The organism is Salinisphaera sp. Q1T1-3, assembly GCF_003602005.1.
Lineage (GTDB): Bacteria > Pseudomonadota > Gammaproteobacteria > Nevskiales > Salinisphaeraceae > Salinisphaera.
Window position 1 is genome coordinate 24,905 of sequence record NZ_QZWD01000005.1, and the last position, 21,614, is coordinate 46,518.

The following is a 21,614-nucleotide window of genomic DNA, read 5'->3' on the forward strand; positions in this document are numbered from 1 at the left end:
GGCGCTTATCGTAGGTCGTCATCGTCTGCATCTGAAATATATAATTTCGGCCTGACTGAGTCGCAAGAGATATCAATCATGGATGCGCGCCGGCTCCGGCATTTCGTCGCGGTCGCCGAGACCCTGCATTTCGGCCGCGCCGCCACACGTCTGCACATGACCCAGCCGCCGCTGAGCCAGTCGATCCGGGCCCTGGAGGCCGAGCTGGGCGCCGATCTGTTCCAGCGGACACAGCGACGCGTCGCGCTTACCGCGTTCGGTGCCCAGTGGCTGGTGCCGGTCCGTGCGGCACTGGCGGGCCTCGATGCGCTCGGGCCGACGGCCGAGCGCATGAAGCGCGGGGAAATCGGGCGATTGGCCTTATCGTTCGTCAGCACCGCCGACTACAGCCTGCTTCCTGACCTGGTTGCTCGTTTTCGGGCGGCCTATCCCGATGTGACGCTGTCGCTCGAGGAAGCGACCAGCGATGTCCAGATCGCGGCCGTTCTGGCCGGCACGGCCGACGCCGGCATCGTCATTCCGCCGGCCCGGGCGCCGCTGCCGGCCGCACTGGCCTATACCCGATTGCTGACCGAGCCGCTGGTGGCCGCGGTGCCGGACGCGTGGTTGCGAGATGGACGCCTGTCGCTGGCCGGCGGCGCGCTCACGCCGGCGGCGGTGGTCGGCTCGCCACTCATCGTCTTCCCGCACCAGGTCGCGCCGGCTTTCCATGATCTGGTCACCGGCTATTACCACGCCTGTGGCGGTACGCCGGACATCGTGCAGGAGGCGATCCAGATGCAGACCATCATCAGCCTGGTTTCGGCCGGCATGGGCATCGCACTGGTGCCGGCATCGCTACGTCATCTGGCACGGACCGGTACGCGCTACGTGCCGCTGCAGAGCGGGGCTCCACAGCTCGAGACCGGGCTGATCTGGCGGGCCGATCAAACGAGCCCGTCATTGCAGAACTTTCGTGCCATTGTCGAGAGCTGCGCATGACGCCGCCGACCGGTCGGGCCGAGGGAACCGGGCACGCCTGCCGACAATCGGCGGACCGGTCACCCGATCGAGCGCGCGATCGGGCATGCCGTGGATGGGGGCGGAAATGAACGCCGTTCAATAGCGCGTTATGATGTCTTCATTTCATGAGACGCATCGATGGCACGTCGCAGCGACCATAGCCGGGAAGAGCTTCGCGATCTGATTCTGGGCGCGGCCGAGCAGTTGATCGTGGATCACGGGCTCGGCGGGCTGAGCGCGCGCGCCATCGCCCGGCGTGTCGGCTATACGCCGGGCACCATCTATCTGGTCTTCACCAACCTCGACGACGTGATTCTGCACGTCAACGCCCGCACGCTGGATCGCCTGCGTGTGCCGATGGCAGCCGCGGTGGCCGAGTCGGGTTCGAGTGCGGAGCAGCTGCGGCGGGTGGCGCGTGCCTATGCCGCGTTCGCGCAGGCGCAACCGAACCTGTGGCGGGCCTGCTTCGAGCACCGCCTGCCCGATACGGTGGCCGGCCCGGACTATATCGATACCCGCATCGCCGGGCTGGTTGCCCTCATCATGGATCCGCTGGCCGAGGCCACGGGGGCGACGGGCGCCGCGCTCGATACCGCTGCCCAGGCGCTCTGGAGCGGTGTCCACGGCATCTGCATGCTCACCCTCACGGGCAAGCTGCACATGGTTGGCGGCCAGGCGGTCGCCCATCTGACTGACGATCTCGTGAGCCATTATCTGGCCGGCGTGCGTGCCGAGGCGGCGCCGACGGGCGGCGCCGCATAGCCCTCAGACCGGCTTGCCGTCATCGAGCATGGCATGCACGCGTTGTTGCAGATCGGCCGCGCTCACGTCGGCCGGGTCGACCGGCGCGCCGGCTACCAGCTCGATGCGGGAACGAAACCGCTTCGGCCAATGGTGCATGGCCGCGCCGCCCTTGCGCGAGAAGAAGCTGCCCCACATGCCGCGTAGCGCCATCGGGACGACCGGGACCGGTGTGCGCCGGATCACGCGTTCCACGCCCTCGCGGAACGTCTGGAGCTCGCCGTCGTGCGTGATGGCGCCTTCGGGAAACAGACAGACGACCTGGCCATCGGCCAGTTCGCGGGCAATGGCATCGTAGGCCGCCTGCAGGCATTCCGGATCTTCCTTGCCCGGGGCGATCGGGATGGCCTTGCCCGTGCGGAAGATGAAGGACAGCACGGGGATATTGAAGATCGTGTGATACATCACGAAGCGGGCCGGGCGGCGTACGGAGCCGCCGAGAATGAGCCCGTCCATGAAACTGACGTGGTTGCACACCAGCAGCACGCCGCCGTCATCCGGGATGTTGTCCAGCCCGCGTTTGCGCACGCGATAGATCGTGCTCACCAGCAGCCAGATGATGAAACGCATGGTGAATTCGGGCACCAGCGTGAAGATGAACACCACCACGGCTGCCGTCATCACCGCCGTGGCGAGGAACAGGCCGGGGATGGTCAGCCCGAGCGCGAGCGCGCCCACCGCGTAGAGCGAGGCCAGCACCATGAACAAGGCGTTGATGACGCTGTTGGCGGCGATGATGCGCGACAGGCGCTCGCGCGGGGCACGTTCCTGGATGAGGGCGTATAGCGGCACGATATAGAAGCCGCCGAACAGGCCGATCAAGCCCAGGTCGGCGAGTACGCGCCAGCTGCCGTCGAGCGCCAGGAAGGCCGCCAGACCGGCGGGCTGGCTCGGTGCGGCAACGCCCGCGAAACCCAGGTGCAGGCTGAAGACCACCAGGCCGGCCGCACCGAAGGGCACCAGCCCCAGCTCGATCCGCCCGCCGGAGAGCCGGTCACAGAGCATGGAGCCGATGCCGATACCGAGCGAGAACAGCGCCAGCAGGAGCGTGACCACGGTTTCGTCGCCGCCGAGGTCGACGCGGACATAGTTGGGCAGCTGGGCCAGATACAGGGCGCCGACCGCCCAGAACCAGCTGATGCCCATGATGGACAGAAAGATGGTGCGGTTCTCGCGGGCATAGCCGACGATGCGCACCGTTTCGGTGACCGGGTTCCAGTTGAGCTTGAGCCCCGGCGCGCTGGGCGCGGTGCGCGGAATCCACAGGCTTGCCAGCCAGCCCAATCCCGCGAACACCAGCACACTCAGGCCGATGATGATCACCCGGTCGCCGATCACATGCACCAGCTGACCGCCGACGATGGTGCCGAGCAGAATCGCGAGGAAGGTGCCCAGCTCCACGAGTCCGTTGCCACCGGTCAGTTCGCGCGTGCCCAGATGCGCCGGGAGGTAACCGTATTTCACCGGGCCGAACAGCGTGCTCTGGGTACCCATCAGAAACAGCAGGACGAACAGCAGCATCAGGCTGTGCAGGGCGAACGCCACCGCTGCCCCTGCCATGATCACGATCTCCAGCACCTTGATCCAGCGCATGAGCGTGGCCTTGTCGTACTTGTCGGCGATCTGGCCGGCCGTGGCCGAGAACAGGAAGAACGGGAGGATGAACAGTCCCGCGGCGACGTTGACCAGTACGTTCGTGCTCATGCCGCCCTGGGCCATCGCCCAGCTCGAGCCCTGGAAGGCGATGAGAATCACCAACGCGTTCTTGAACAGGTTGTCGTTGAACGCGCCGAGAAACTGCGTGAGAAAGAACGGCGCGAAACGTCGTTCGCCGAGAAGTCTGAACTGTCCGGACGCCATGGCGTTTTTCCCAATAACTAAACGGTGTTCAATTTATAGCAGCCGTTCACGCCATCGACAAGGACGCCATGCCCGCGGCGCTGACCGGATCGTTTTACGACCCGTCGTCCTGGCTGGCCCGCCATGCGCGTGCCAGCCAGCCGCCCGGCCGGGCGATCTCGGCCTCGTCCGCGCCGGCGTAGCCGAGCACGAGCCCGGGTTCGGTGCGGCCACCGATGAAATAGGTCGACAGGCGCGCCAGTGAAACGCCGACCGCGGCCCCTTCATCGACCAGGCGTGTCTCTTGGGCGATCGAGTCGAGATAGGCGACCAGATGCAGTCCGGCGGCGCCGGACGACAGGCGCAGCCCGGCATTCGTTGCCGGGGCGAGCGCCTCACGTAGCGCGGCCTGGCGGCGTCGATAACAACGTCGCATCTTCCGGATGTGCGCCGCGAACTCACCGCTGTTCATGAAATCGGCCAGGGCGGCCTGCAAGGCCGGATCCTCTTCGCGAAACAGCCGCGCGTTGGCCCGGCGAAAGCGAGAGATCAGCGCCCGTGGCACCACGATATAGCCGAGCTGCAGGGCCGGGAACAGGGTTTTGCTGAATGTGCCGAGATAGATCACCGGCGCACCGCCAGCCAGGCCCTGCAGACAGGCCAGGGGCGATGAGACATAACGCAACTCGCTGTCGTAATCGTCCTCGACGATCCAGGCCTCGTGCTGGCGTGCCGTTTCGAGCAGTGCCAATCGGCGCTTGAGGGCCAGTGTGACGCCGCGCGGATACTGGTTCGAGGGTGTGGTGTAGATCAGCCGAGGCGCTGGATGCGCTGATGCAACGGCCGAACCATCGAGCCCGTCGTCGTCGACCGGCACGGGGATGAGCCGCAGATCGGCTGCCTGGAATGCCGCACGCGCGCCGAGATAGCCGGGGTCTTCGATCCAGGCGCTGTCGCCGCCGTCGGCCAGCAGCGTGGCCACCAGGCCGAGGCCCTGCTGGGTGCCGTGCGTGATGAGGATCTGATCCGCCTGGCAGACGACGCCGCGCGCCAGACGAACATAATCCGCGATCGCTGCCTTCAAGTCCGGATGCCCGCCGTGCGTGCGGTAGTGCAGGGCCTGCTGCGCGCCCGGGCGCTGGTGTCGGCGCACCACGCGACGCCAACGGGCCTCGGGGAACCGATCCAGCGCCGGCATACCCAGGGTGAAGGCCGGGTGCGTGACGGCATCGTCCGGGCTGACGGCGAGCACGGCGCGCCCGCGCTGTGACAGGCGATCCGAGGTCGGCGCGTTCGGCGTGTCGGATAGACCGGCAAAGCCGACCGCGGTGACATAGACGCCGGCCCCTTCGCGAGCCACGAGGAAGCCTTCCGCAACCAGCTGATCGATGGCGCCCAGTGCTGTGTTGCGGCCCATGTCGGTCTCGCGCGCGAGTAGGCGACTCGACGGCAGCCGCATATCGGGCATCAGCTCGCCGCTGACGATCCAGGCGCGCAGCGCGTTATATACGCGCCGCTGCTTGGGATCGCCACTCGGCTCCGCCAATCGTCGATTGAGGCCGTCGATGACCCAGGCGAATACTGCCCGGTCGCTCACTGGTTCCCTCGATTCGCTCATGACCGGATCTTATAGAGCGCCGGTTGCCCTTGCATGCTGGCCGTGTCCGCCGGCTCCAGCCCGTGACGGCCTTGGTGTGCCGCACTGGCACCGAGTGGCGGGCCGATCGGGTTTCCATTCGACAGAGAGATGATATGCAACCGCGTTTCTTGCACTCGCCGCTCGGGGCGGCGCTGCCGGACTGGCAGCCGCCCCGATTCCCCGAACCGGTCCAGATGACGGGGCGATATGTCCGGCTCGAACCGCTCGATGTCGGTCGTCACGCCGAGGCGCTGATGGCGGCTTATCGTGCCGGCGACGATGCCCCGGGCTGGACCTATCTGGACTATGGGCCGTTCGCCGACGGCGCCGACTATGCGCGCTGGATTGCACGGGCCAATGCCGAACACGATGCGCGCTATGTGGCGCTGATCGGCCGGGCGAGCGGGCAAGCGCTGGGCGTGGCAGGGCTGATTCGTATTCGTCCCGATGATGGCGTGCTGGAAATCGGGCATATCCACTATGCCGATGCCTTGAAAGGCTCGGCGGCGGCCACCGAAGCCCAGTTTCTGCTCATGCAGCACGTCTTTGCGCTCGGGTATCGACGCTATGAATGGAAATGCCATGCCGGTAACGCGGCCTCGCGGACGGCCGCCGCGCGTCTGGGGTTTCGCTTCGAGGGCGTGTTTCGCCAGCATCGCATCGCCAAGGGCCGTAACCGGGACACGGCCTGGTTTTCGATGCTCGACCATGAATGGCCCGCGCTCGAAGCAGCGTTCCGGGCATGGCTGTCGCCCGATAATTTCGATCAACACGGCCGGCAGCGCGAACGATTGTCTCGCTTGACGATGCGGGCGCGAAACGCCGAGCCGGGCGGCAAAAAGACGATCGAAACGCCTACGGTGCGCTGGCTGCGGGCCGACGATGCCGAGGCCTGGCGTGGGTTGTTCCAGGGCTACGCTGCTTTCTACGACAAACCGGATATCGACAGCGCGACGATCGATACCGTGTGGCGCTGGCTGGGCGATCCGGCCCATCCGCTGGAGGGGCTGGTCGTTGTCGATGAACACGACGGCCCGGTGGGCCTGGCGCATATCCGGGCCTGTCCGCAGACGCTCGGCGGCACCGATATCGGCTTTCTCGATGATCTGTACGTGGCTGCCGCATATCGCGGTAGCGGCGCCGCGGATGCGCTGTTCGCCGGCATCCGGCAGTGCGCCACCGACCGCGGCTGGCCCGCCGTCCGCTGGCTGACGCAGCACTTCAACGCACGTGGGCGGGGGTTCTACGACCGGTATACCGGCGGGCCAAGCGATTTCATTGCGTATCACTGGCCGGTTGCGGATGCCCAGTGCGATGGCTGAGTGGGTCGATGCCGAGGCGGGCGCCGGATCGGCAAGGTCATCGCATGCGTTTGCCCGTGCATTGGTGTTTGGGCTGTCCCGCGTCGGGCTTGGCCGGGGCCGTTGGCTCGATCGGTGGAATGCGTATCAAGTGGCGCGATGCCTTGCCGCATCCGGTGGGATGAGCCGACCACGACGTTCTGTGCAGCGAACGGCCGATCGCGCGGATAGCGGCTGTCCACGGCAAGATGCAGGCTGGCCTGATTGTCGTGCCGCTCGTGTGCGCGATCCTCGACCCGCAACCCGTCCCGGAATCAGCGAGGCGACTTCCGCCAGCAAGCTGGCGAGAGCATCGGTCAGCTGAGCCTTGCGGTGGCTGATGGCCCGTGGATCGATCTCGGCTCGTTCCTGCCATCGGGCCACGGCATGGCTTTGATGACCAACGGGCGGCGGTTTCGCCCGGCCGCCGTCCGGGCGGAACCGCCGTGTTCGACGGCAGCCTGATCCACGCGCTGTCGCGCCCGTGTCGTGCGCGATAGGCACATCGTCGCCTCGACCTGCGGTTATCTGCCGGGCATCCGGATCGATTCCCGGCCGGTGGCATGACGCTCGTCCGCCAAGATCCTTTCGACGAGGCGGCGCCCGTGATGCTATCGAGCACGGCACGCCGGCGGGTGCCGCGCTCGGGCGAGCTGTCGTGTGTTTTGATGTCGCGACAGACCGGGTATAACGAACGGCGGATGCCCCGGCAGGGCCTGGCTGCGCCGAGTGCCGAGCGGATCAGTCGTCCCGCGTGCCGAGCGGCGCATCGGCCCCATCTGCCACCACACGGCCCACCGCATGTTCGGCGCGATCCACATAGCGGGTGCGCATGGCCTCGCCGAAATTGCCGTACGGATAACTGTTGACGGCGACCGGCGCGCTGAGGTCGTTCAGCCGCGCCATGGGCTCGGCGTCGAGGGTGAGTTCGGCGGCGCCCAGGTTGTCCTGGATATGGGCCGGGGTCCGGGCGCCGCAGATCGGTGCGGTCACGCCGGGCCGGGCCATGAGCCAGGCCAGGGCGACTTGCGAGGCGGTCGCGCCGGTCTGGTCGGCGATCTCGCGCACGGCATCGATGACCGCCCAGTCGCGGTCGTCCTTGGCGAACTCGGCGATGGTCCATTGCCACATGGGGTTGTCCGACCCGGCGCGGGTATCGGCGGCGGGCTGGCTGTTGCGCTCGTACTTGCCGGTGAGCAGGCCGCCGGCCAGCGGCGACCAGGGCAACAGGCCCATGCCGTTGTGTCGGGCAGCCGGCACGATTTCCCATTCGATCTCGCGCGAGAGCAGGTTGTACTGCGGCTGCAGCGCGCTCGGGACGGTCAGGTTCATCGCCTGAGCCGTCGAGGCCATGCGCTGGATCTCCCAGCCGTTGAAATTCGACAGGCCGATGTGATGAATCTTGCCGGCGCGCACGGCGTCGTCGAGAAACGCCAGCGTCTCTTCCATCGGGGTGAGCGGATCGGTGCCGTGAAGCTGGTACAGATCGATCGTCTCGACACCGAGACGTTCCAGGGAGGCATCGAGCGCGCGCTGCAGATGTCGACGCGACAGCCCCTGCGCGTTGACGTCGTCGCCCATCGGATAGCGGGCCTTGGTCGCGAGCACGACGTGATCGGTGATCTCGCGGGGCCGATCGGCAAACCACCGACCGATGACCTGTTCGGCCATACCTCCGACGTAGACATCGGCCGTGTCGATCAGGGTGCCGCCGGCTTCAACGAATGTATCCATGATGTCGAACGCCTCGGCTTCCGGCGTCTCGTTGCCGAAATACATGGTGCCGAGCGCGAGTTTTGAAACAGCGAGGCCGGACTGGCCCAGAGTGCGGTATTCCATGGTCGAAACCTTTGTGAATGCGGTGGTTCGAAGACGATGCGCACGGCTTGCGCGCGCATCGCTGTCAAGTGGTTCGATTAATCAACGAGCCAGGGCAAGCCTGCGGGTCGCTGGCTTGCCGGCGGTGATCCCGGCCGGGGTGGGCGGCGGTCCGCCGGCACCGGATGACGTCGACGTTCACGTGGTTCGGCTGCGAGATGGCAAACGAACCGTGTCCGCCATCAGGCGCCCGAAGTGCCGCACGATCGGTGGCCTGCGCCTTGCTTGACACCAGAGCAGAGGCGAGACAAGGCGGCTGTCTATCGTCTGGCAACGCGGTCACGTGCGACGTGTTATTAACCCGGCATGAAAATAGATGATTTTTCGGGTTGATGACGCGCATGTGCGACAGCACGCGCGCCACGGCCAACGGCCGTGAAGCCATTGAAAATAAAAAGACGGACAAGTGCCGGCGTTTCTTTCGATGGCGTTGAAGACAGCTGACGTCGTCAGCTGTTCTGGTGCCGGATTAATAACAGGCTCTAGTCGGTGCGCTCGATATGGATGGGCGTCTCGCCGTCGCGCACCAGCGCATCGATCGGGCCGGAGAATTCGCCGAGGCGAACGAGCCCGCGCGATTTCTGGAACGGTTTGTAGAAGATCGCGAGATTGCCCCAGGGGGCATACAGCGTGATGTCGCCGGTTTCCGGCTTGTAGCTGTCCGGGGCATCGCTGGTGTCGAGCTCGCGCGGCAGATCGGCGATCTTCTCGATACCGTGGAAGTCCGACAGCGTCAGATCCAGTGGCAGCATGGCCGCGAAATCACGGCCGGCCGTGGTGTCGTCGAGCTTGGCCTCAAGCACGTGATCGGCGACGGTGACCTTGATGGGAATCATGGAGGGCTCCTTGGTCTCGGCGAAGGCCGCCCGGGCGAAGATGAACGCGCCGGCCAGGCATAGTGCGGCCAGAACGGTCTGGCTGAACACGCGTTGCCGTCGGGCAGGCATAAGACATGTGGCACGACGGCGTGCGAGTGGCATCGATCGGTTCATCTGTCGCCCCGGGGATTCGGTGATGGCGGTATCGAGGCGGTGGCACACCTATCCGGGGCCACCGCCTTGCATGGCGCGATCAGAGCGGCTGTGCGGTCGGCCGGTACAGGATTTCGTTGATATCGACATCCGCCGGCTGGCTCATGGCGAAGTAGACCGTCCGGGCGAAGGAATCCGCCGGAATGGCGGCCGATTCGTAGAAACCGTTGATTGCTTCCGAGGCGTCCGGATCGGTGATATGACCGGGCAGTTCGGTGTCGATCGCGCCGGGGGAGATGATGGTCGTGCGCAGGTTGTAGTCCTTGACCTCCTGACGCAGGCCTTCGCTGATCGCACGTACGGCGTACTTGGTGGCGCAATAGACCGTGCCGGCCGGGGTGACCTTGTGCCCGGCGACCGACGAGACATTGATGATGTGGCCGGACTTCTGTTTCTGCATCTGGGGCAGCACGGCCGCGATGCCGTAGAGCGTGCCCTTGATGTTGATGTCGATCATGTTGTCCCACTCGTCGACCTTGAGCCGCTCGAGTGCGGATTGCTGCATCAGCCCGGCGTTATTGAGCATCACGTCGATACGGCCGTGCTCGGCCACGGCCTTGTCCACGAGGTTCTGAACCTGTGTCCGGTCGGTGACATCGGTCTCGATGGCCATCGCGGTACCGCCGGCGGCCTTGATGTCGTCGACAATGGACTGCATGCGCTCGAGGCGCCGTGCGCCCAGCACGATGATCGCGCCGTGTTCGGCCAGATGACGGGCCGTGGCTTCGCCAAGGCCGCTACTGCCGCCGGTGATCACGACGACCCGGTTATCGATTGCGTCCGTCATGGGATGACTCCTGAAAAGAAGGGCAGCCGGTGTTCTCGGGCTGCCGCGGGCACCGCGGGCGGTGCTGTTGGTTATTGCCCGGTATCCGAGGTGGTCTGCTGGTCCGTCGCGCCAGCCTGGCTGTCCTGCGACCGCGAGGCGAATACCGCCTTGAAGACCGGGATCGCGGAAAAGACCTTCGGCCAGCCCGAATAGAAGGCCAGCTGAGTGAGAATTTCCGATGCCGCGTCCTGGCTCAGACCGTTGTCCATCGCTCGGTTCAGGTGAAACTTGATCTGTTCGGCCTGGCCGGTGGCCACGAGAGCGACGACCGTCACGAGGCTGCGATCGCGCGGGCTGAGCACGGGCCGCCGCCACAGATCGCCGAACAGCACATCGTTGGTGAAGGTCACCACGCCCGGCGACGCTTGCCCGGCAATCTTCTCGACCGAGGCCTTGCGTGAGGCTTCGGTCTGCTTGTCGACCGGCGCCAGATCGGGCTTGTTGGGCGCGAGTTGATCGGCCGATACATGACGTGCCTCGAAGATGGGCCGCGCCACGTTGACGGCATCCATGGCGTTCGGCCAGCCGGCATAGAAGGCCATCTGGGTGATCACTTCACCGAGTTCAGCCGGTGTGACCCCGTTGTCCAGTGCCTTTTTGAAGTAGAAGGTCATGTCGCCGGTCTGATCGCGTGCGATCAGGGCCGCGACCGTGACCAGGGCTCGGTCGTGCGTGGACAGGGCCTTGCGCTGCCAGAGATCGTCCCGGATCACATCGCGCGAATAGCGCGACAGCGCCGGGGCCACCTCGCTGATCTGTTGCAATGTCGGTGTCTGCGACAGGTCGGGCGACGTCGTCTTGGCGCTGTCGTCGGCGGTGTCGGTGGCCGCACTGGCGCCGGTTGAACAGGCCAGCGCAACAGCGACGGCCGACAACCGCGACCCGAGGCCGATGGATCGCTTTGGCATGGATATATCCCTCGATAAAAGACGGCGACCGGAAGACCGGTCGCCGTGAAGCCGCTTATTCGCGCCCTTCGTACTGGGCATCGGTAACCTTTTCCATCCAGGTCACGGGGCCGTCCTCGGCTTTCTCCTGGACAGCGATATGGGTCATCGCGGTATCGGGACCGGCGCCGTGCCAGTGCTTTTCCTCCGGCGGGAACCAGACCACGTCCCCCGGATTGATGGCTTCGATCGGGCCGCCTTCGCGCTGAACGAGACCGCTGCCGGCAGTGACGATCAGCGTCTGGCCGTAGGGGTGGGTGTGCCACGCCGTGCGGGCCTTGGGCTCGAACGTCACGCTGGCGCCGCTCGTGCGGGCCGGGTCGTCGTTGTTGAACAGCGGGTCGATGCGCACCGTGCCGGTGAAGAAATCGTCCGGGCCGGGGTTGGACGGGCGCGTTCCGTTCTTGCTGATATCCATTACAGACTCCTTATGGTTCGAGGGCAAAAAGTGTTATTCGGCGTTGTACTGTGCATCGGTGACCGGGCCGTCCCAGGAGACGTTGTCGCCATCCCGACGTTCCTGAACGGCGATGTGCGTCATGCTGTGATTGGCCGTTGCGCCGTGCCAGTGCTTCACGCCGGCCGGTATCCAGACCACGTCACCGGCCTTGATGGTCTGTTTGGGCTGGCCCTTCATCTGGACCCAGCCGATGCCATCGGTGACGACCAGCTGCTGGCCGACCGGATGCGTATGCCAGTTCGTGCGGGCGCCCGGCTCGAAGGTCACGCTGGCCGCCGTGGCGTGCGAGTCGTCTTCGGCCGAGAACAGCGGATTGACCAGGGCCTTGCCCGTGAAATACTTCGACAGGTCAGCGCGCGTGTCGCGATCCGCGGCATGGCTGATGCGCAGCGTGTTCGAATCGCCCTGGCTGGCGTCGGTGTTCTGATCGGCCGCCTGGCTGGCCATGGCGAAACCGAGCAGTACACAGGCGATCGCGGTCTTCGATTGATAATTCATCAATAACTCCGGTTTTCATCGCATTCGGCGTGAACTGGAATACTTAACATTATTGTGGGCGGCTCGTGACACATCCATACTGTTCTAACGAAAGGCCTTATAAGGCCTGCTTCTAGGTCGCCCCACGAAGGCCTGCCGATGCCGCGCCGCTACTACGATGATCTGTTTTCGTTCGTGACCATCGCCCGCGAGGGCAGTTTCACGCGGGCCGCCGCCCAGCTGGGGGTCTCGCAGTCGGCCTTGAGCCAGTCGATGAAGGCGCTCGAACAACGCATGGGACTGCGCCTGCTGGCCCGCAATACACGCAGCATCGCCACCACCGATGTCGGTGATCGCCTGCTGGCCATGCTCGGGCCGCGTTTTGCCGATATCGAGGCCGAAGTCGCCGAGCTGCAGTCCCAGCAACAGCGCCCGGCCGGTACGATCCGGATCAACACGTTCGATTTCGTGGCCGAGTACATCCTCTGGCCGCGCCTGGAAGCGGTGATCGAACAGTTTCCGGAGATCACCGTCGAGGTCTGTACCGATTACGCACTGACCGACATCGTCGCGAGCCGTTTCGATATCGGCGTACGACTGGGCCCGGCGGTGGAACAGGATATGATCGCGGTGGCCCTGCAACCCGAGCAGCGCATGGTGATCGTCGGCGCGCCGACATACTTCGCCGACAATCCAGCGCCAACGACGCCCGATGATCTGGCTCGTCATCAGGCCGCCAATCTGCGGCTGCCGACGCGGGGCGCGATCTATGCCTGGGAACTCGCGCGAGGCGACGAAGAGATCGACGTGCGGGTGCCCGGGCGGTTGGTCTTCGACACGCTTTATCAGATACGGCGGGCCGTGCGGCGCGGCTACGGTCTGGGTTTCCTGCCGATCGAGATGGTGGCCTCGGACATCGAGACCGGCGTGTTGCAAACGACGCTCGATGACTGGGCACCGTCCTGGCCGGGGCACTATCTGTACTATCCGTCGCGGCGGCAGTCCTCTCGGGCACTGCATACGGTTGTCGACGGTCTTCGGTACCGGGCCGCGCGCGACGACGCGAGCTGAACTGCCCCGGCCGACCACGTCGTCTTCGATCGACGCTGAGCGAATCATCGCGGACGGCGTGGCCCTGAAACAGACGGTTCGACCACCGGCGCGGGGCGACAAGATCCGGCACGCGAGGTCGAATCCTCGTGTCGCGCTCGTTGCGCTCGATGCCGGCGTGGACGGATGAATACCGTCCACGCATGGCCCGCGGCCGGCTTTCAGCGCGATGGCCCGGCGAACCATCGATACACCGCCGGCAGCACCAGCAGGGTGAGCAACGTCGAGGTGACCAGGCCGCCGATGACGACGGTGGCCAGCGGACGCTGAACGTTTGCGCCGATGCCGTTGGCCAGGATCAGGGGCACGAGCCCGGCGATGGCCGTGGTGGCCGTCATCAGTACCGGCCGCAACCGATGTTCGGCGCCGGTGCGCACGGCGTCGTCGACCGAAATGCCCCGATCACGCAGCTGGTTGATGTAGGAGACCAGCACCACACCGTTGAGCACGGCCACGCCGAAGACCGCGATGAAGCCCACCGCTGCGGCGACCGACAGATAAAGACCGGAGAGCCAGAGCGCGAAGATGCCGCCGGTGATGGCGAACGGGACGTTCAGATAGATCAGCGCAGCATGGCGTGGATTCGAAAACGCCAGAAACAACAACAGGAAGATGCCGGCCAGGGTGATCGGCACGACGACGTAGAGCCGGGCCATCGCCCGACGCTGGTTCTCGAACTGGCCGCCGTACTCGATGAAATAGCCGACCGGCAGATCGACCTGCTCGGCCACGCGTGTCTGCAGGTCGGCGACCACGCTGCCCATGTCGCGTCCACGCACGTTGAGCTGCACGAACAACCGCCGGCTGGCCTGGGCACGCGAGATCTTCTTCGGCCCACGATAGACCTCGACATCGGCCAGCCGCGACAACGGAACCAACGCGCCTTGCGAGGTGCGGAACGTCAGGTTGCGGATGGCCGCCACGCTGTCGCGGGCCTCGGCGGTGAGCCGGACGAAGATATCGAAGCGGCGGACGTTCTCGAAGACCTGTCCGATCGCGGCGCCGCCGATCCCGGTTTCCACGACACCGAGGACTTCATCCAGCGACACGCCGTGGCGGGCCAGGGCGGCGCGATCCGGGCGGATCACGATCTGCGGCTTGCCGGCCTGTTGCTGCATGCGCACATCGGCAGCCCCCGGCACCTCGCGCGCGATGGCGGTGATCTGTCGTCCGGCTTTGGCCAGCGCGTCCAGATCGTCGCCGTAGATACTGACGACGACCTGGGCCAGTACGCCCGACAGCAGCTCGTCGGTGCGGAGCTGGATCGGTTGCGAGAAGTTGTTGGCCAGGCCCGGCAACGTCTTGCCGACGCGTTCGGCCATGGCCTTCTGCAGGGCTTCGTAATCGTGCCCGGTCGACCACTGATCGAGGGGTTTGAGCGTGATGACCGAGGCGATGACATTGACCGGCTCCGGATCTCCCCCGACTTCGGCGCGGCCGACGCGGGAATAGACGCCTTCGACTTCCGGAAACTCGCCGATCACGGCCTGCACGCGCCGGGCGTAGTCGGTCGCACTGTTCAGATTCGCGCCGGGCGGCAGGGTCGAGCGAACCATGAAGGTGCCTTCGCGCAGGGTCGGTATGAATTCCGTTCCCAGGTGCGGGAAGATCGCCAGGCTGGCACAGAACAGCACGATGGCGGCCGTGGCCACGATGAGCGGAGCCGCCATCGCGGCATCGCGCAGCGGGCGATAGCCGGCGCGGATCCAGGCCATGAGGCGGGGCTCGGTCTGATGGTGGCCGGACGAGAAAACGAGCGAGGCGATGACCGGTACGAAGGTCAATGCCATCAGCCAGGCTCCGAGCAGCGCGAAGGCGATGGTCCAGGCCATCGGCGAGAACAGTTTGCCCTCCGTGCCCTGGAGCGTGAACAGTGGCACGAAGACCAGCACGATGATCGCGATCGCGAAGGTGATGGGCTGGGCGACTTCGGCAGCGGCCTCGCCAACCAGCCGGACCCGCGATACGGCTGTCTCGCGGCGGGATTCGAGATGCCGGAATATGTTTTCCAGCATCACCACCGAGCCATCGACCATCATGCCGACCGCGATCGCCAGCCCGCCCAGGCTCATGAGGTTCGCGGACAGCCCGACGCCGTACATGGCGATGAAGGCCACCAGCGCCGACAGGGGCAGACTGGCGACGACGATGAGCGTGGAGCGCAGGTTGCCGAGAAACAGATAGAGCAGGGCCACGACCAGCAGTGCGCCGAACAGCACGGCCTGTGTCACCGTGCCGGTGGCCCTGTCGATCAGCCGGGCCTGGGAATAGTAGGGCACCAGTTGCATGCCCTCGGGCAGGCTGGCATTGAGGGTCTCGACCTTGTCGCGAATGGCCGCGAGCAGGCGCTGGGTGTCCGCCGACATGAGCTTGAGCACGAACCCGCCGACCGCCGGCTGGCCGTTGGCCACCAGCGTGCCGCGCTGCAGCGCCGGCCCGTAGGCCACATCGCCCACATCGTCGATGGTGATCGGCGTGCCGTCGCGCACGGCGATCTGGATACGACGCAGATCCGCCAGCCCGGCGTCGCCGGCGTTGACCCAGCCATAGCCGCGCACGATGTATTCCTCGCCGCCGCGCTGGATGAACGAGCCGCCCACGTTGCGGTTGTTGGCGGCCACCGCGGCGCGCACATCGGCCACCGTGAGCCCGCGCGCCGACAGGGCATTCGCATCGAGCGTGATCTGATACTGTTTTTCCTGGCCGCCGATGGACAGGACGCCGGTCACGCCGGGCACCGTGCGCAGCTGCGGTTTGATGATCCAGTCCTGGGCGCTGCGCAGCGCCATCGGCGAGTGATCGCCGCTGTCGGTGTTTTCGACCGTGTACATCATCACGCGGCCCAGCCCGCTCGTCAGCGGGCCGAGCTGTGGATCGCCGAGGCCGTCCGGAATCTCCTGCCGGGCCTGGGCCAGGCGCTCCATGACCAGCCGCCGCGCGAAATAGATATCGGTGCCGTCCTCGAAATAGACGTTGACGCGGGACAGGCCGAAGATCGACGTGCTCTGGACCCGCGCCAGCCCGGGCAGACCATACATCGCGATCGAGACCGGATAGGAAACCTGGGTCTCGACATCGACCGGCGACAGCCCCGGACTGGCGGTATAGATCTGGACCAGCGGTGGCGTGACGTCCGGATAGGAATCGACCGGCACCTGCTGATAGGCATAGATTCCGGTCAGTGCCACGGCGGTCAATGTGACCAGCGTGAGCAGGCGGTTGGCGAGTGCAAGGCGTACGAATGCAGTGATCATCGTGGCCGCCGCTTTAGTGGCTGTGGGCGGCACTGCGCGTGCCGCTCGTGAGGATGGATTTCAGATCGAAGGCGCCCCGACGCACCACGGTCTCGCCGGGCGAAATGCCGCGGACGATCTCCACGAGTCCGGCAGTCTCGGCGCCGGTCGCCACCGCGACGGCGCGAAAATGACCGGGGGCATCGCCGGGTACGAAGACCACGGGACGATCATCGTCCAGCACCTGGACCGCATCGACCGGCACCAGCGCGCGTGGCGACCCGCCGGCCGCCTGGATACGGGCCTGGCCGAACATGCCGGCCGCCAGGCGGCCCTGCTGGTTATTCACCACCGCACGCGCGGCCAGTGTGCGCGATTCGTTGTCGAGGGCCTGGGAAACCCAGTCGATACGGCCATCGAACTGCCGGTTCGGCAGCGCGCGCACGGTGAAGCTCATCGCCTGGCCGGGACGCACGCGCGGGGCCTGGTCGGCACTGATCTGCATCATCACCCAGAGCGTGTCGGCATCGACGACGTGCACCGGCGTGGCATCGGACGAGACGGTCTGGCCGGCCACGAGATCGCGACGCTGAACGGTGCCCGCGATGGGTGAGATGAGCGAAAAACGCGACAGCCGGGAATCGTCCCCGGCATCGATGGCGGCGATGTCCGTGTCCGTCAGGCCGTGCAAGACGAGTTCGGCGCGGGCCGCTCGTCGTTCGGCACGTGCCGATACATATGCGACTTGCGCGGCATCGACGTCGGTCGCGCTGACGATCCGATCCTCGGCCAGTTGTTGCTTGCGCCGATAGACCGCGCGGGCATTGCGCGTTTCGGCGTTGGAGCGCAGCCAGGCGGCTTTGGCCCGGCCCAGGGCGACACTGTCAAGGACGGCGAGCGTGTCGCCGGGCGCGACGGTATCGCCGAGGTCGGCCGTCACCGATACCACCTTGGCTTCGACGCGCGGGCCGATATGGGCAACACGGTCGGCATCGAAACGAACCTCTGCCGGTGCGCTCAGCGTCGCCTCGGCCGTGCCGGCCTCTGCCGGGCCGGTCTCGATGGGCAGCCGTTCGCGCTGGGCGGACGTCAGAGTCAGTCGACGGGATGACGCCTCGTGGGCGTCGTGATGGGCATGATCTTCACCGGCGCCGTGTTCGTCTTCTGTCTTGGCCGTGCGTTGTGGTTCTGGATCGGTCTGGCCCGGTGTGGTCTCCGGGTTACAGCCGGTCTGCGCGCCGGCGAGCGAGATCAGCAACAGGGCAGAGAGACAGTTCATCGATACGCGCATCTCAATCTCCGGCATGGGGCGTGGGCGCGCCGGTGACGGCGACAAGGCCGCCGGTGGCACGTTCGATATCGGTGGTTGCCTGGACAAACCGGCCCAGGGCATCGAGATATTCGCGTCGTACGGCCATCAAGCTGTTCTGGGCCGCGGTGATCGCCGGGGCACCGACTTCGCCGGCGGCAAAGGCGCGACGGGTGAGGGCAAGGCTCTGTTGCGCGGCGTCCATCACCGCTTGATCCAGGCTGCGCACTTCCTCGCGTGCCGTCTCGTAGTCCGACAGACCGCGCAGGACCTGCAGGCGTACCGCCCGCTGCAGATTGTCCTGAGCCAGGCGACGGGCATCGAGTTCGGCCGCGGCCTGACGCCGCTCTCCCTGGTATCGGTGAAGAAGCGGCAACTCGAACGAGATCCCGCCCCCGAGGATATCCGCGCCGTTACCGGCCGGGCCCTCGCCGCGCCCGCTGTTTTCGCGGCGATAGAAACCGAAGACCTCGAGATTCGGGATGATCTGTCGATCGGCCAGGGCGAGTCGTTTGCGCGCGGCAGCCACGCGACCGGCCGCGGCCTGCAGATCACGGCGCTGGCGCAGGGCGCGCGAGAGCAGCGCTTGTCGGTCGGGCAGGTCGGCCGGGTTCACACGCAGGCGGCCGACGATATCCAGTCGACGCGTGGGCGCGATGCCGAGCAGCTCGTCGAGCGCAAACCGGGCCCGGGCCCGCTGTCGACGGGCCCGGGCCTGCAGGGCCTCGGCCCGGCGCAGGCCCAGACGGGCGGCGTTGGCTTCCAGCTGTGTGCCGGCACCGGCATCCAGACGTCGACGTGCATAGCCATCGATGCGGCGTGTCGCCTGCTGTACCCGGTCGGCCGTGGAAACGGCCCGTTCGGCCAGCAGCACGGACAGAAAGGCATGGCGGACGCGCGTGCTCGTCGCCGACAACAGATAGCGATACCGGTCCCGGGCCGCGCCGAGCTCGTGGCTCGCCGCGGCCTCGCGTAGCGCGCCCTGACCGGCGATCCAGAAAGTCTGGCTGAGCGTGATGTCCAGATCGGTGCCGCGACCGGCCGGGGTGCGCCGCTGGCCGGCGCCGATCTGAACACGCGGGTTCGAAGGGACAGCGACATCGGCATGGATGGCCTGACCGGTTCGGCGTTCGATGTCGATCCGGGCCGCGCGCAGTGTCGGGTTATGTTCGGCCGCCCAGTCGAGCGCGGCCGCGAGTGTCAGGGGCTGGGGGATCTGGGTGAGCGCCGATGCGCTCGCCGACCACAGCGCCAGCCCCAGGCCGAGCGCGCAGGCACCCGGCCGCAGGTAGGGCAGAAACATGCATGAATCCTCATCGCGAAAAGAAGAAGAGCGAGAGAATTCAGGCTATGGGCGGGGTAATCGGCGGTTGGGCGGCAACGCTGGTATAGCGGGCCGGCGTGCGTGTGACGAGCGCGGCCGCACCGGGCCGGGTCTCGTGTACGAAGATATGGATGACACCCAGGTGATGCAGCTCGGCGTGGCTGCAGCAATGGTCTGCGGGCGGATCCGGCTGGTCGGGGCTGGCCGTGGCGGCGGATGCTGAGGCATCGATGGCAGTCGTCGCCGTCGTTGCCGAGGCATGCGTGTGCTTCGGCGCAGCCGCCAGACCATGCACCGACCACAAGAGGGCGTTGCACAGCAGGCACAGGGCCAGCGCGCTCTTGCACCAGGTCGACAGTCGGGACCAGCCGTCTCGCATGACGTCATTCGAGCATGCCCGGGCGCGCGGTGCAACGCCGGCTGGTGCTCTCGACTGCGGTGGCCGAATCGCGGTCCCACGCAGGCCGGCCCACACCGGGACCGGCCTGCGCAAGCCGCAGCTGCGTTACAGCGAGATCGCCACCGACTTCGTCTCGGTGTAGTTGGCCAGCACCTGCTCGCCCATCTCCCGGCCCCAGCCGGACTGCTTGAAGCCGCCGAAGGGCAGCGCGGCGTCGAAGATGTTGTAGCAATTCACCCAGACCGTGCCCGCCCGGAGCCGGGCAGCCAGCTTGTGGGCCTTGCCGATGTCCTGGGTCCATACGCCCGAGGCCAGGCCGAAGACCGTATCGTTGGCGCGACGCACGAGATCGTGGTCGACATCCGAGAACTTCGTGGCCGCGACGACCGGGCCGAAGATCTCTTCCTGGTAGACGCTCATGTCGTCGTCGACATCGACCAGTACCGTCGGTTTGACGAAATAGCCGGCACCGTCGCCCCGCTCGCCGCCGGCGGCTGCTTTCGCCCCCTGTTGCTTGCCGGCATCGAGATAGCCGGTTACGCGCTCGAGCTGGGTGCGCGAGACCAGTGGGCCCATCTGGGTTTCCGGGTCCAGCCCGGGGCCGAGCTTGATGTTGCGGGCATAGTCGGCAATCCCTTCGATGACCTCGTCATAGACTTTTTCATGGACGAAAAGCCGCGAACCGGCGGCACAGCACTGGCCGTGGTTGAAGAAGATGGCGTTGGCTGCGCCCGGAATGGCTTTTTCCAGATCGGCATCATCGAGCACGATGTTGGGCGACTTGCCGCCGAGCTCCAGCGACACCTTCTTCAGGTTGCCCCTGGCGGCATCGACGATCAGCCGGCCCACGTCGGTCGAGCCGGTGAAGGCGATCTTGTCGACCTGCGGATGGGCGGCGATGGGCGCGCCGGCTTCTTCTCCGAAACCGGTGATGATGTTGACCACACCGTCCGGCACGCCGGCTTCCTGCATGATCTCGGCGAGCTTCAGCCCGGACAGCGGCGTCTCCTCGGCCAGCTTCATGACCACTGTATTGCCACAGGCCAGCGCCGGGCCGAGCTTCCAGGCCGCCATGAGCAACGGGAAGTTCCAGGGGATGATCTGGCCGCACACACCGACAGGCTCGCGCCGGGTATAGGCATGCCACTGGGCATCCGGGGCATAGGGCACGGTGATGCCGATCTGTTCGCCGTTGAGCTTGGTCGCCCAGCCGGCCATGTACTGGAACAGCTCCGCAGCCAGAGGGACGTCGGCCGCGCGGGCGATCGAGATCGGCTTGCCGTTGTCGAGCGATTCGAGCTGCGCCAGTTCCTCCTGATGTGCCATGATCAGGTCCCCGATCTTCCAGACGATGCGACCGCGCTCGGCCGGGGACATCCGTGTCCACGGGCCATCATCGAAAGCCTGCTGTGCTGCCTTGACCGCCTTGTCGACATCGGCCTTGCCGGCGGATTGGGCCTGGGCGATGACCTCGTCCGTCGCCGGATTGTAGACATCGAAGGTCTGGCCGGATTCGGCGGCCACCCATTGCCCGCCGATGAGCATTCTGCGTGGGGTGTCGATGAATTCCCGGACCCCGGGTTCGAGTTCGACCTGCTTGGCTGCGACTGCGTTCATCTTCGTCTCCTCCTGTTTATATTTCGACACGGGCCGACGCCAAGATGATCGAACGATGCGTCACGGCGTGCGGTGACCGGTGCCCGGCGTTCGCGTCATTCGCGATAGGCCGTGTCCTGAAGCATCGCGCAAGTTCTGCGCCAACGGAAGATGGACGACAGGGCTTGTTGACTCGGGGGCGTGGCGCGCGCGGTCGCCACACCTGCGGCAGGGCGGTGCCACAACCGTGCGTGCTGACAGGGCCGTTGTGCCCGGCCACCCGCAGCCCCTGCCGAAACGGGCGTGCGCGGTCGTCTGCGCGGGGGCGCCCGGCGGTCTGTCTGGCGCACAAAAAAGCCCCGTCGATATCGACGAGGCCTTGAACGCTCACGCGATGGC

General features: G+C 66.2%; 17 protein-coding genes. 4 read left to right on the forward strand and 13 right to left on the reverse strand.

Annotation, left to right across the window (positions count from 1 at the left end):
• The first annotated feature begins 78 nt into the window (after positions 1-78).
• Both D3260_RS06385 and D3260_RS06390 read left to right on the forward strand, forming a co-directional pair.
• Positions 79-981: a LysR family transcriptional regulator gene (locus D3260_RS06385; RefSeq protein ID WP_120097752.1), complete on the forward strand. Its 903-nt coding sequence runs from the start codon at positions 79-81 to the stop codon at positions 979-981.
• A gap of 159 nt (positions 982-1,140) precedes the next feature.
• The gene (locus tag D3260_RS06390; RefSeq protein WP_120097753.1) at positions 1,141-1,764 is read left to right on the forward strand and encodes a TetR/AcrR family transcriptional regulator; all 624 of its coding nucleotides are present in this window, start codon (positions 1,141-1,143) and stop codon (positions 1,762-1,764) included.
• A 3-nt stretch (positions 1,765-1,767) separates the two neighbouring features.
• Here D3260_RS06390 and D3260_RS06395 read toward each other — a convergent pair whose 3' ends face one another.
• Positions 1,768-3,663 (reverse strand): MFS transporter, encoded by a 1,896-nt coding sequence (locus tag D3260_RS06395; protein WP_120097754.1) that lies wholly within the window; start codon positions 3,661-3,663, stop codon positions 1,768-1,770.
• Positions 3,664-3,757: 94 nt separating this feature from the next.
• Positions 3,758-5,260, reverse strand: a complete 1,503-nt coding sequence (locus D3260_RS06400) for a PLP-dependent aminotransferase family protein (RefSeq protein WP_120097755.1) — start codon at positions 5,258-5,260, stop codon at positions 3,758-3,760.
• Between the two features lie 134 nt (positions 5,261-5,394).
• Here D3260_RS06400 and D3260_RS06405 point away from each other — a divergent pair, with 134 nt between their 5' ends.
• Entirely contained in the window at positions 5,395-6,603 is a 1,209-nt protein-coding gene (locus D3260_RS06405) for a GNAT family N-acetyltransferase (RefSeq protein WP_120097756.1), read from the forward strand.
• 759 nt (positions 6,604-7,362) lie between these two features.
• Here the strand turns inward: D3260_RS06405 and D3260_RS06410 are convergent.
• The 6 genes from D3260_RS06410 to D3260_RS06435 all read right to left on the reverse strand — a co-directional run bounded on the left by D3260_RS06410 (position 7,363) and on the right by D3260_RS06435 (position 12,264).
• A complete protein-coding gene (locus tag D3260_RS06410; RefSeq protein ID WP_120097757.1) occupies positions 7,363-8,460 on the reverse strand; it encodes an aldo/keto reductase in 1,098 nt (365 codons plus the stop codon).
• Between the two features lie 521 nt (positions 8,461-8,981).
• Entirely contained in the window at positions 8,982-9,446 is a 465-nt protein-coding gene (locus D3260_RS06415) for a cyclophilin-like fold protein (protein ID WP_233543988.1), read from the reverse strand.
• 124 nt (positions 9,447-9,570) lie between these two features.
• Complete coding sequence (locus D3260_RS06420; protein ID WP_120097758.1) at positions 9,571-10,317, reverse strand: SDR family oxidoreductase; 747 nt, start codon at positions 10,315-10,317, stop codon at positions 9,571-9,573.
• A gap of 71 nt (positions 10,318-10,388) precedes the next feature.
• Positions 10,389-11,267 (reverse strand): carboxymuconolactone decarboxylase family protein, encoded by an 879-nt coding sequence (locus D3260_RS06425; protein WP_120097759.1) that lies wholly within the window; start codon positions 11,265-11,267, stop codon positions 10,389-10,391.
• Between the two features lie 55 nt (positions 11,268-11,322).
• Positions 11,323-11,724 (reverse strand): cupin domain-containing protein, encoded by a 402-nt coding sequence (locus D3260_RS06430; protein WP_120097760.1) that lies wholly within the window; start codon positions 11,722-11,724, stop codon positions 11,323-11,325.
• A 33-nt stretch (positions 11,725-11,757) separates the two neighbouring features.
• Complete coding sequence (locus D3260_RS06435; RefSeq protein ID WP_199671390.1) at positions 11,758-12,264, reverse strand: cupin domain-containing protein; 507 nt, start codon at positions 12,262-12,264, stop codon at positions 11,758-11,760.
• Positions 12,265-12,402: 138 nt separating this feature from the next.
• Between D3260_RS06435 and D3260_RS06440 the strand changes: the two genes are divergently transcribed.
• The gene (locus tag D3260_RS06440) at positions 12,403-13,314 is read left to right on the forward strand and encodes a LysR family transcriptional regulator (RefSeq protein WP_120097761.1); all 912 of its coding nucleotides are present in this window, start codon (positions 12,403-12,405) and stop codon (positions 13,312-13,314) included.
• A gap of 200 nt (positions 13,315-13,514) precedes the next feature.
• On the opposite strand, the gene D3260_RS06445 is transcribed toward D3260_RS06440, so the two are convergent.
• From D3260_RS06445 to D3260_RS06465, 5 genes are all read right to left on the reverse strand, one after another.
• Positions 13,515-16,607 carry an efflux RND transporter permease subunit gene (locus tag D3260_RS06445; protein WP_120097895.1) on the reverse strand — a complete coding sequence of 1,031 codons (3,093 nt, stop codon included), beginning with the start codon at positions 16,605-16,607 and terminating at the stop codon, positions 13,515-13,517.
• 13 nt (positions 16,608-16,620) lie between these two features.
• The gene (locus D3260_RS06450; protein WP_158583419.1) at positions 16,621-17,877 is read right to left on the reverse strand and encodes an efflux RND transporter periplasmic adaptor subunit; all 1,257 of its coding nucleotides are present in this window, start codon (positions 17,875-17,877) and stop codon (positions 16,621-16,623) included.
• A 1-nt stretch (position 17,878) separates the two neighbouring features.
• Positions 17,879-19,198 carry a TolC family protein gene (locus tag D3260_RS06455; protein ID WP_120097763.1) on the reverse strand — a complete coding sequence of 440 codons (1,320 nt, stop codon included), beginning with the start codon at positions 19,196-19,198 and terminating at the stop codon, positions 17,879-17,881.
• Between the two features lie 40 nt (positions 19,199-19,238).
• The gene (locus D3260_RS06460; protein WP_120097764.1) at positions 19,239-19,598 is read right to left on the reverse strand and encodes a hypothetical protein; all 360 of its coding nucleotides are present in this window, start codon (positions 19,596-19,598) and stop codon (positions 19,239-19,241) included.
• Between the two features lie 126 nt (positions 19,599-19,724).
• Positions 19,725-21,236 carry an aldehyde dehydrogenase family protein gene (locus tag D3260_RS06465; RefSeq protein WP_120097765.1) on the reverse strand — a complete coding sequence of 504 codons (1,512 nt, stop codon included), beginning with the start codon at positions 21,234-21,236 and terminating at the stop codon, positions 19,725-19,727.
• Positions 21,237-21,614 lie beyond the last annotated feature (378 nt).

What these genes read in the sequence shown, in the direction of transcription:
- D3260_RS06455 (WP_120097763.1), bottom strand. Translation starts at nt 19,198, where the DNA reads ATGTTTCTGCCCTACCTGCGGCCGGGTGCCTGCGCGCTCGGCCTGGGG.
- D3260_RS06410 (WP_120097757.1), bottom strand. Translation starts at nt 8,460, where the DNA reads ATGGAATACCGCACTCTGGGCCAGTCCGGCCTCGCTGTTTCAAAACTC.
- D3260_RS06435 (WP_199671390.1), bottom strand. Translation starts at nt 12,264, where the DNA reads ATGAATTATCAATCGAAGACCGCGATCGCCTGTGTACTGCTCGGTTTC.
- D3260_RS06430 (WP_120097760.1), bottom strand. Translation starts at nt 11,724, where the DNA reads ATGGATATCAGCAAGAACGGAACGCGCCCGTCCAACCCCGGCCCGGAC.
- D3260_RS06445 (WP_120097895.1), bottom strand. Translation starts at nt 16,607, where the DNA reads ATGATCACTGCATTCGTACGCCTTGCACTCGCCAACCGCCTGCTCACG.
- D3260_RS06390 (WP_120097753.1), top strand. Translation starts at nt 1,141, where the DNA reads ATGGCACGTCGCAGCGACCATAGCCGGGAAGAGCTTCGCGATCTGATT.
- D3260_RS06405 (WP_120097756.1), top strand. Translation starts at nt 5,395, where the DNA reads ATGCAACCGCGTTTCTTGCACTCGCCGCTCGGGGCGGCGCTGCCGGAC.
- D3260_RS06420 (WP_120097758.1), bottom strand. Translation starts at nt 10,317, where the DNA reads ATGACGGACGCAATCGATAACCGGGTCGTCGTGATCACCGGCGGCAGT.
- D3260_RS06460 (WP_120097764.1), bottom strand. Translation starts at nt 19,598, where the DNA reads ATGCGAGACGGCTGGTCCCGACTGTCGACCTGGTGCAAGAGCGCGCTG.
- D3260_RS06440 (WP_120097761.1), top strand. Translation starts at nt 12,403, where the DNA reads ATGCCGCGCCGCTACTACGATGATCTGTTTTCGTTCGTGACCATCGCC.
- D3260_RS06425 (WP_120097759.1), bottom strand. Translation starts at nt 11,267, where the DNA reads ATGCCAAAGCGATCCATCGGCCTCGGGTCGCGGTTGTCGGCCGTCGCT.
- D3260_RS06465 (WP_120097765.1), bottom strand. Translation starts at nt 21,236, where the DNA reads ATGAACGCAGTCGCAGCCAAGCAGGTCGAACTCGAACCCGGGGTCCGG.
- D3260_RS06400 (WP_120097755.1), bottom strand. Translation starts at nt 5,260, where the DNA reads ATGAGCGAATCGAGGGAACCAGTGAGCGACCGGGCAGTATTCGCCTGG.
- D3260_RS06395 (WP_120097754.1), bottom strand. Translation starts at nt 3,663, where the DNA reads ATGGCGTCCGGACAGTTCAGACTTCTCGGCGAACGACGTTTCGCGCCG.
- D3260_RS06385 (WP_120097752.1), top strand. Translation starts at nt 79, where the DNA reads ATGGATGCGCGCCGGCTCCGGCATTTCGTCGCGGTCGCCGAGACCCTG.
- D3260_RS06450 (WP_158583419.1), bottom strand. Translation starts at nt 17,877, where the DNA reads ATGCGCGTATCGATGAACTGTCTCTCTGCCCTGTTGCTGATCTCGCTC.
- D3260_RS06415 (WP_233543988.1), bottom strand. Translation starts at nt 9,446, where the DNA reads ATGCCTGCCCGACGGCAACGCGTGTTCAGCCAGACCGTTCTGGCCGCA.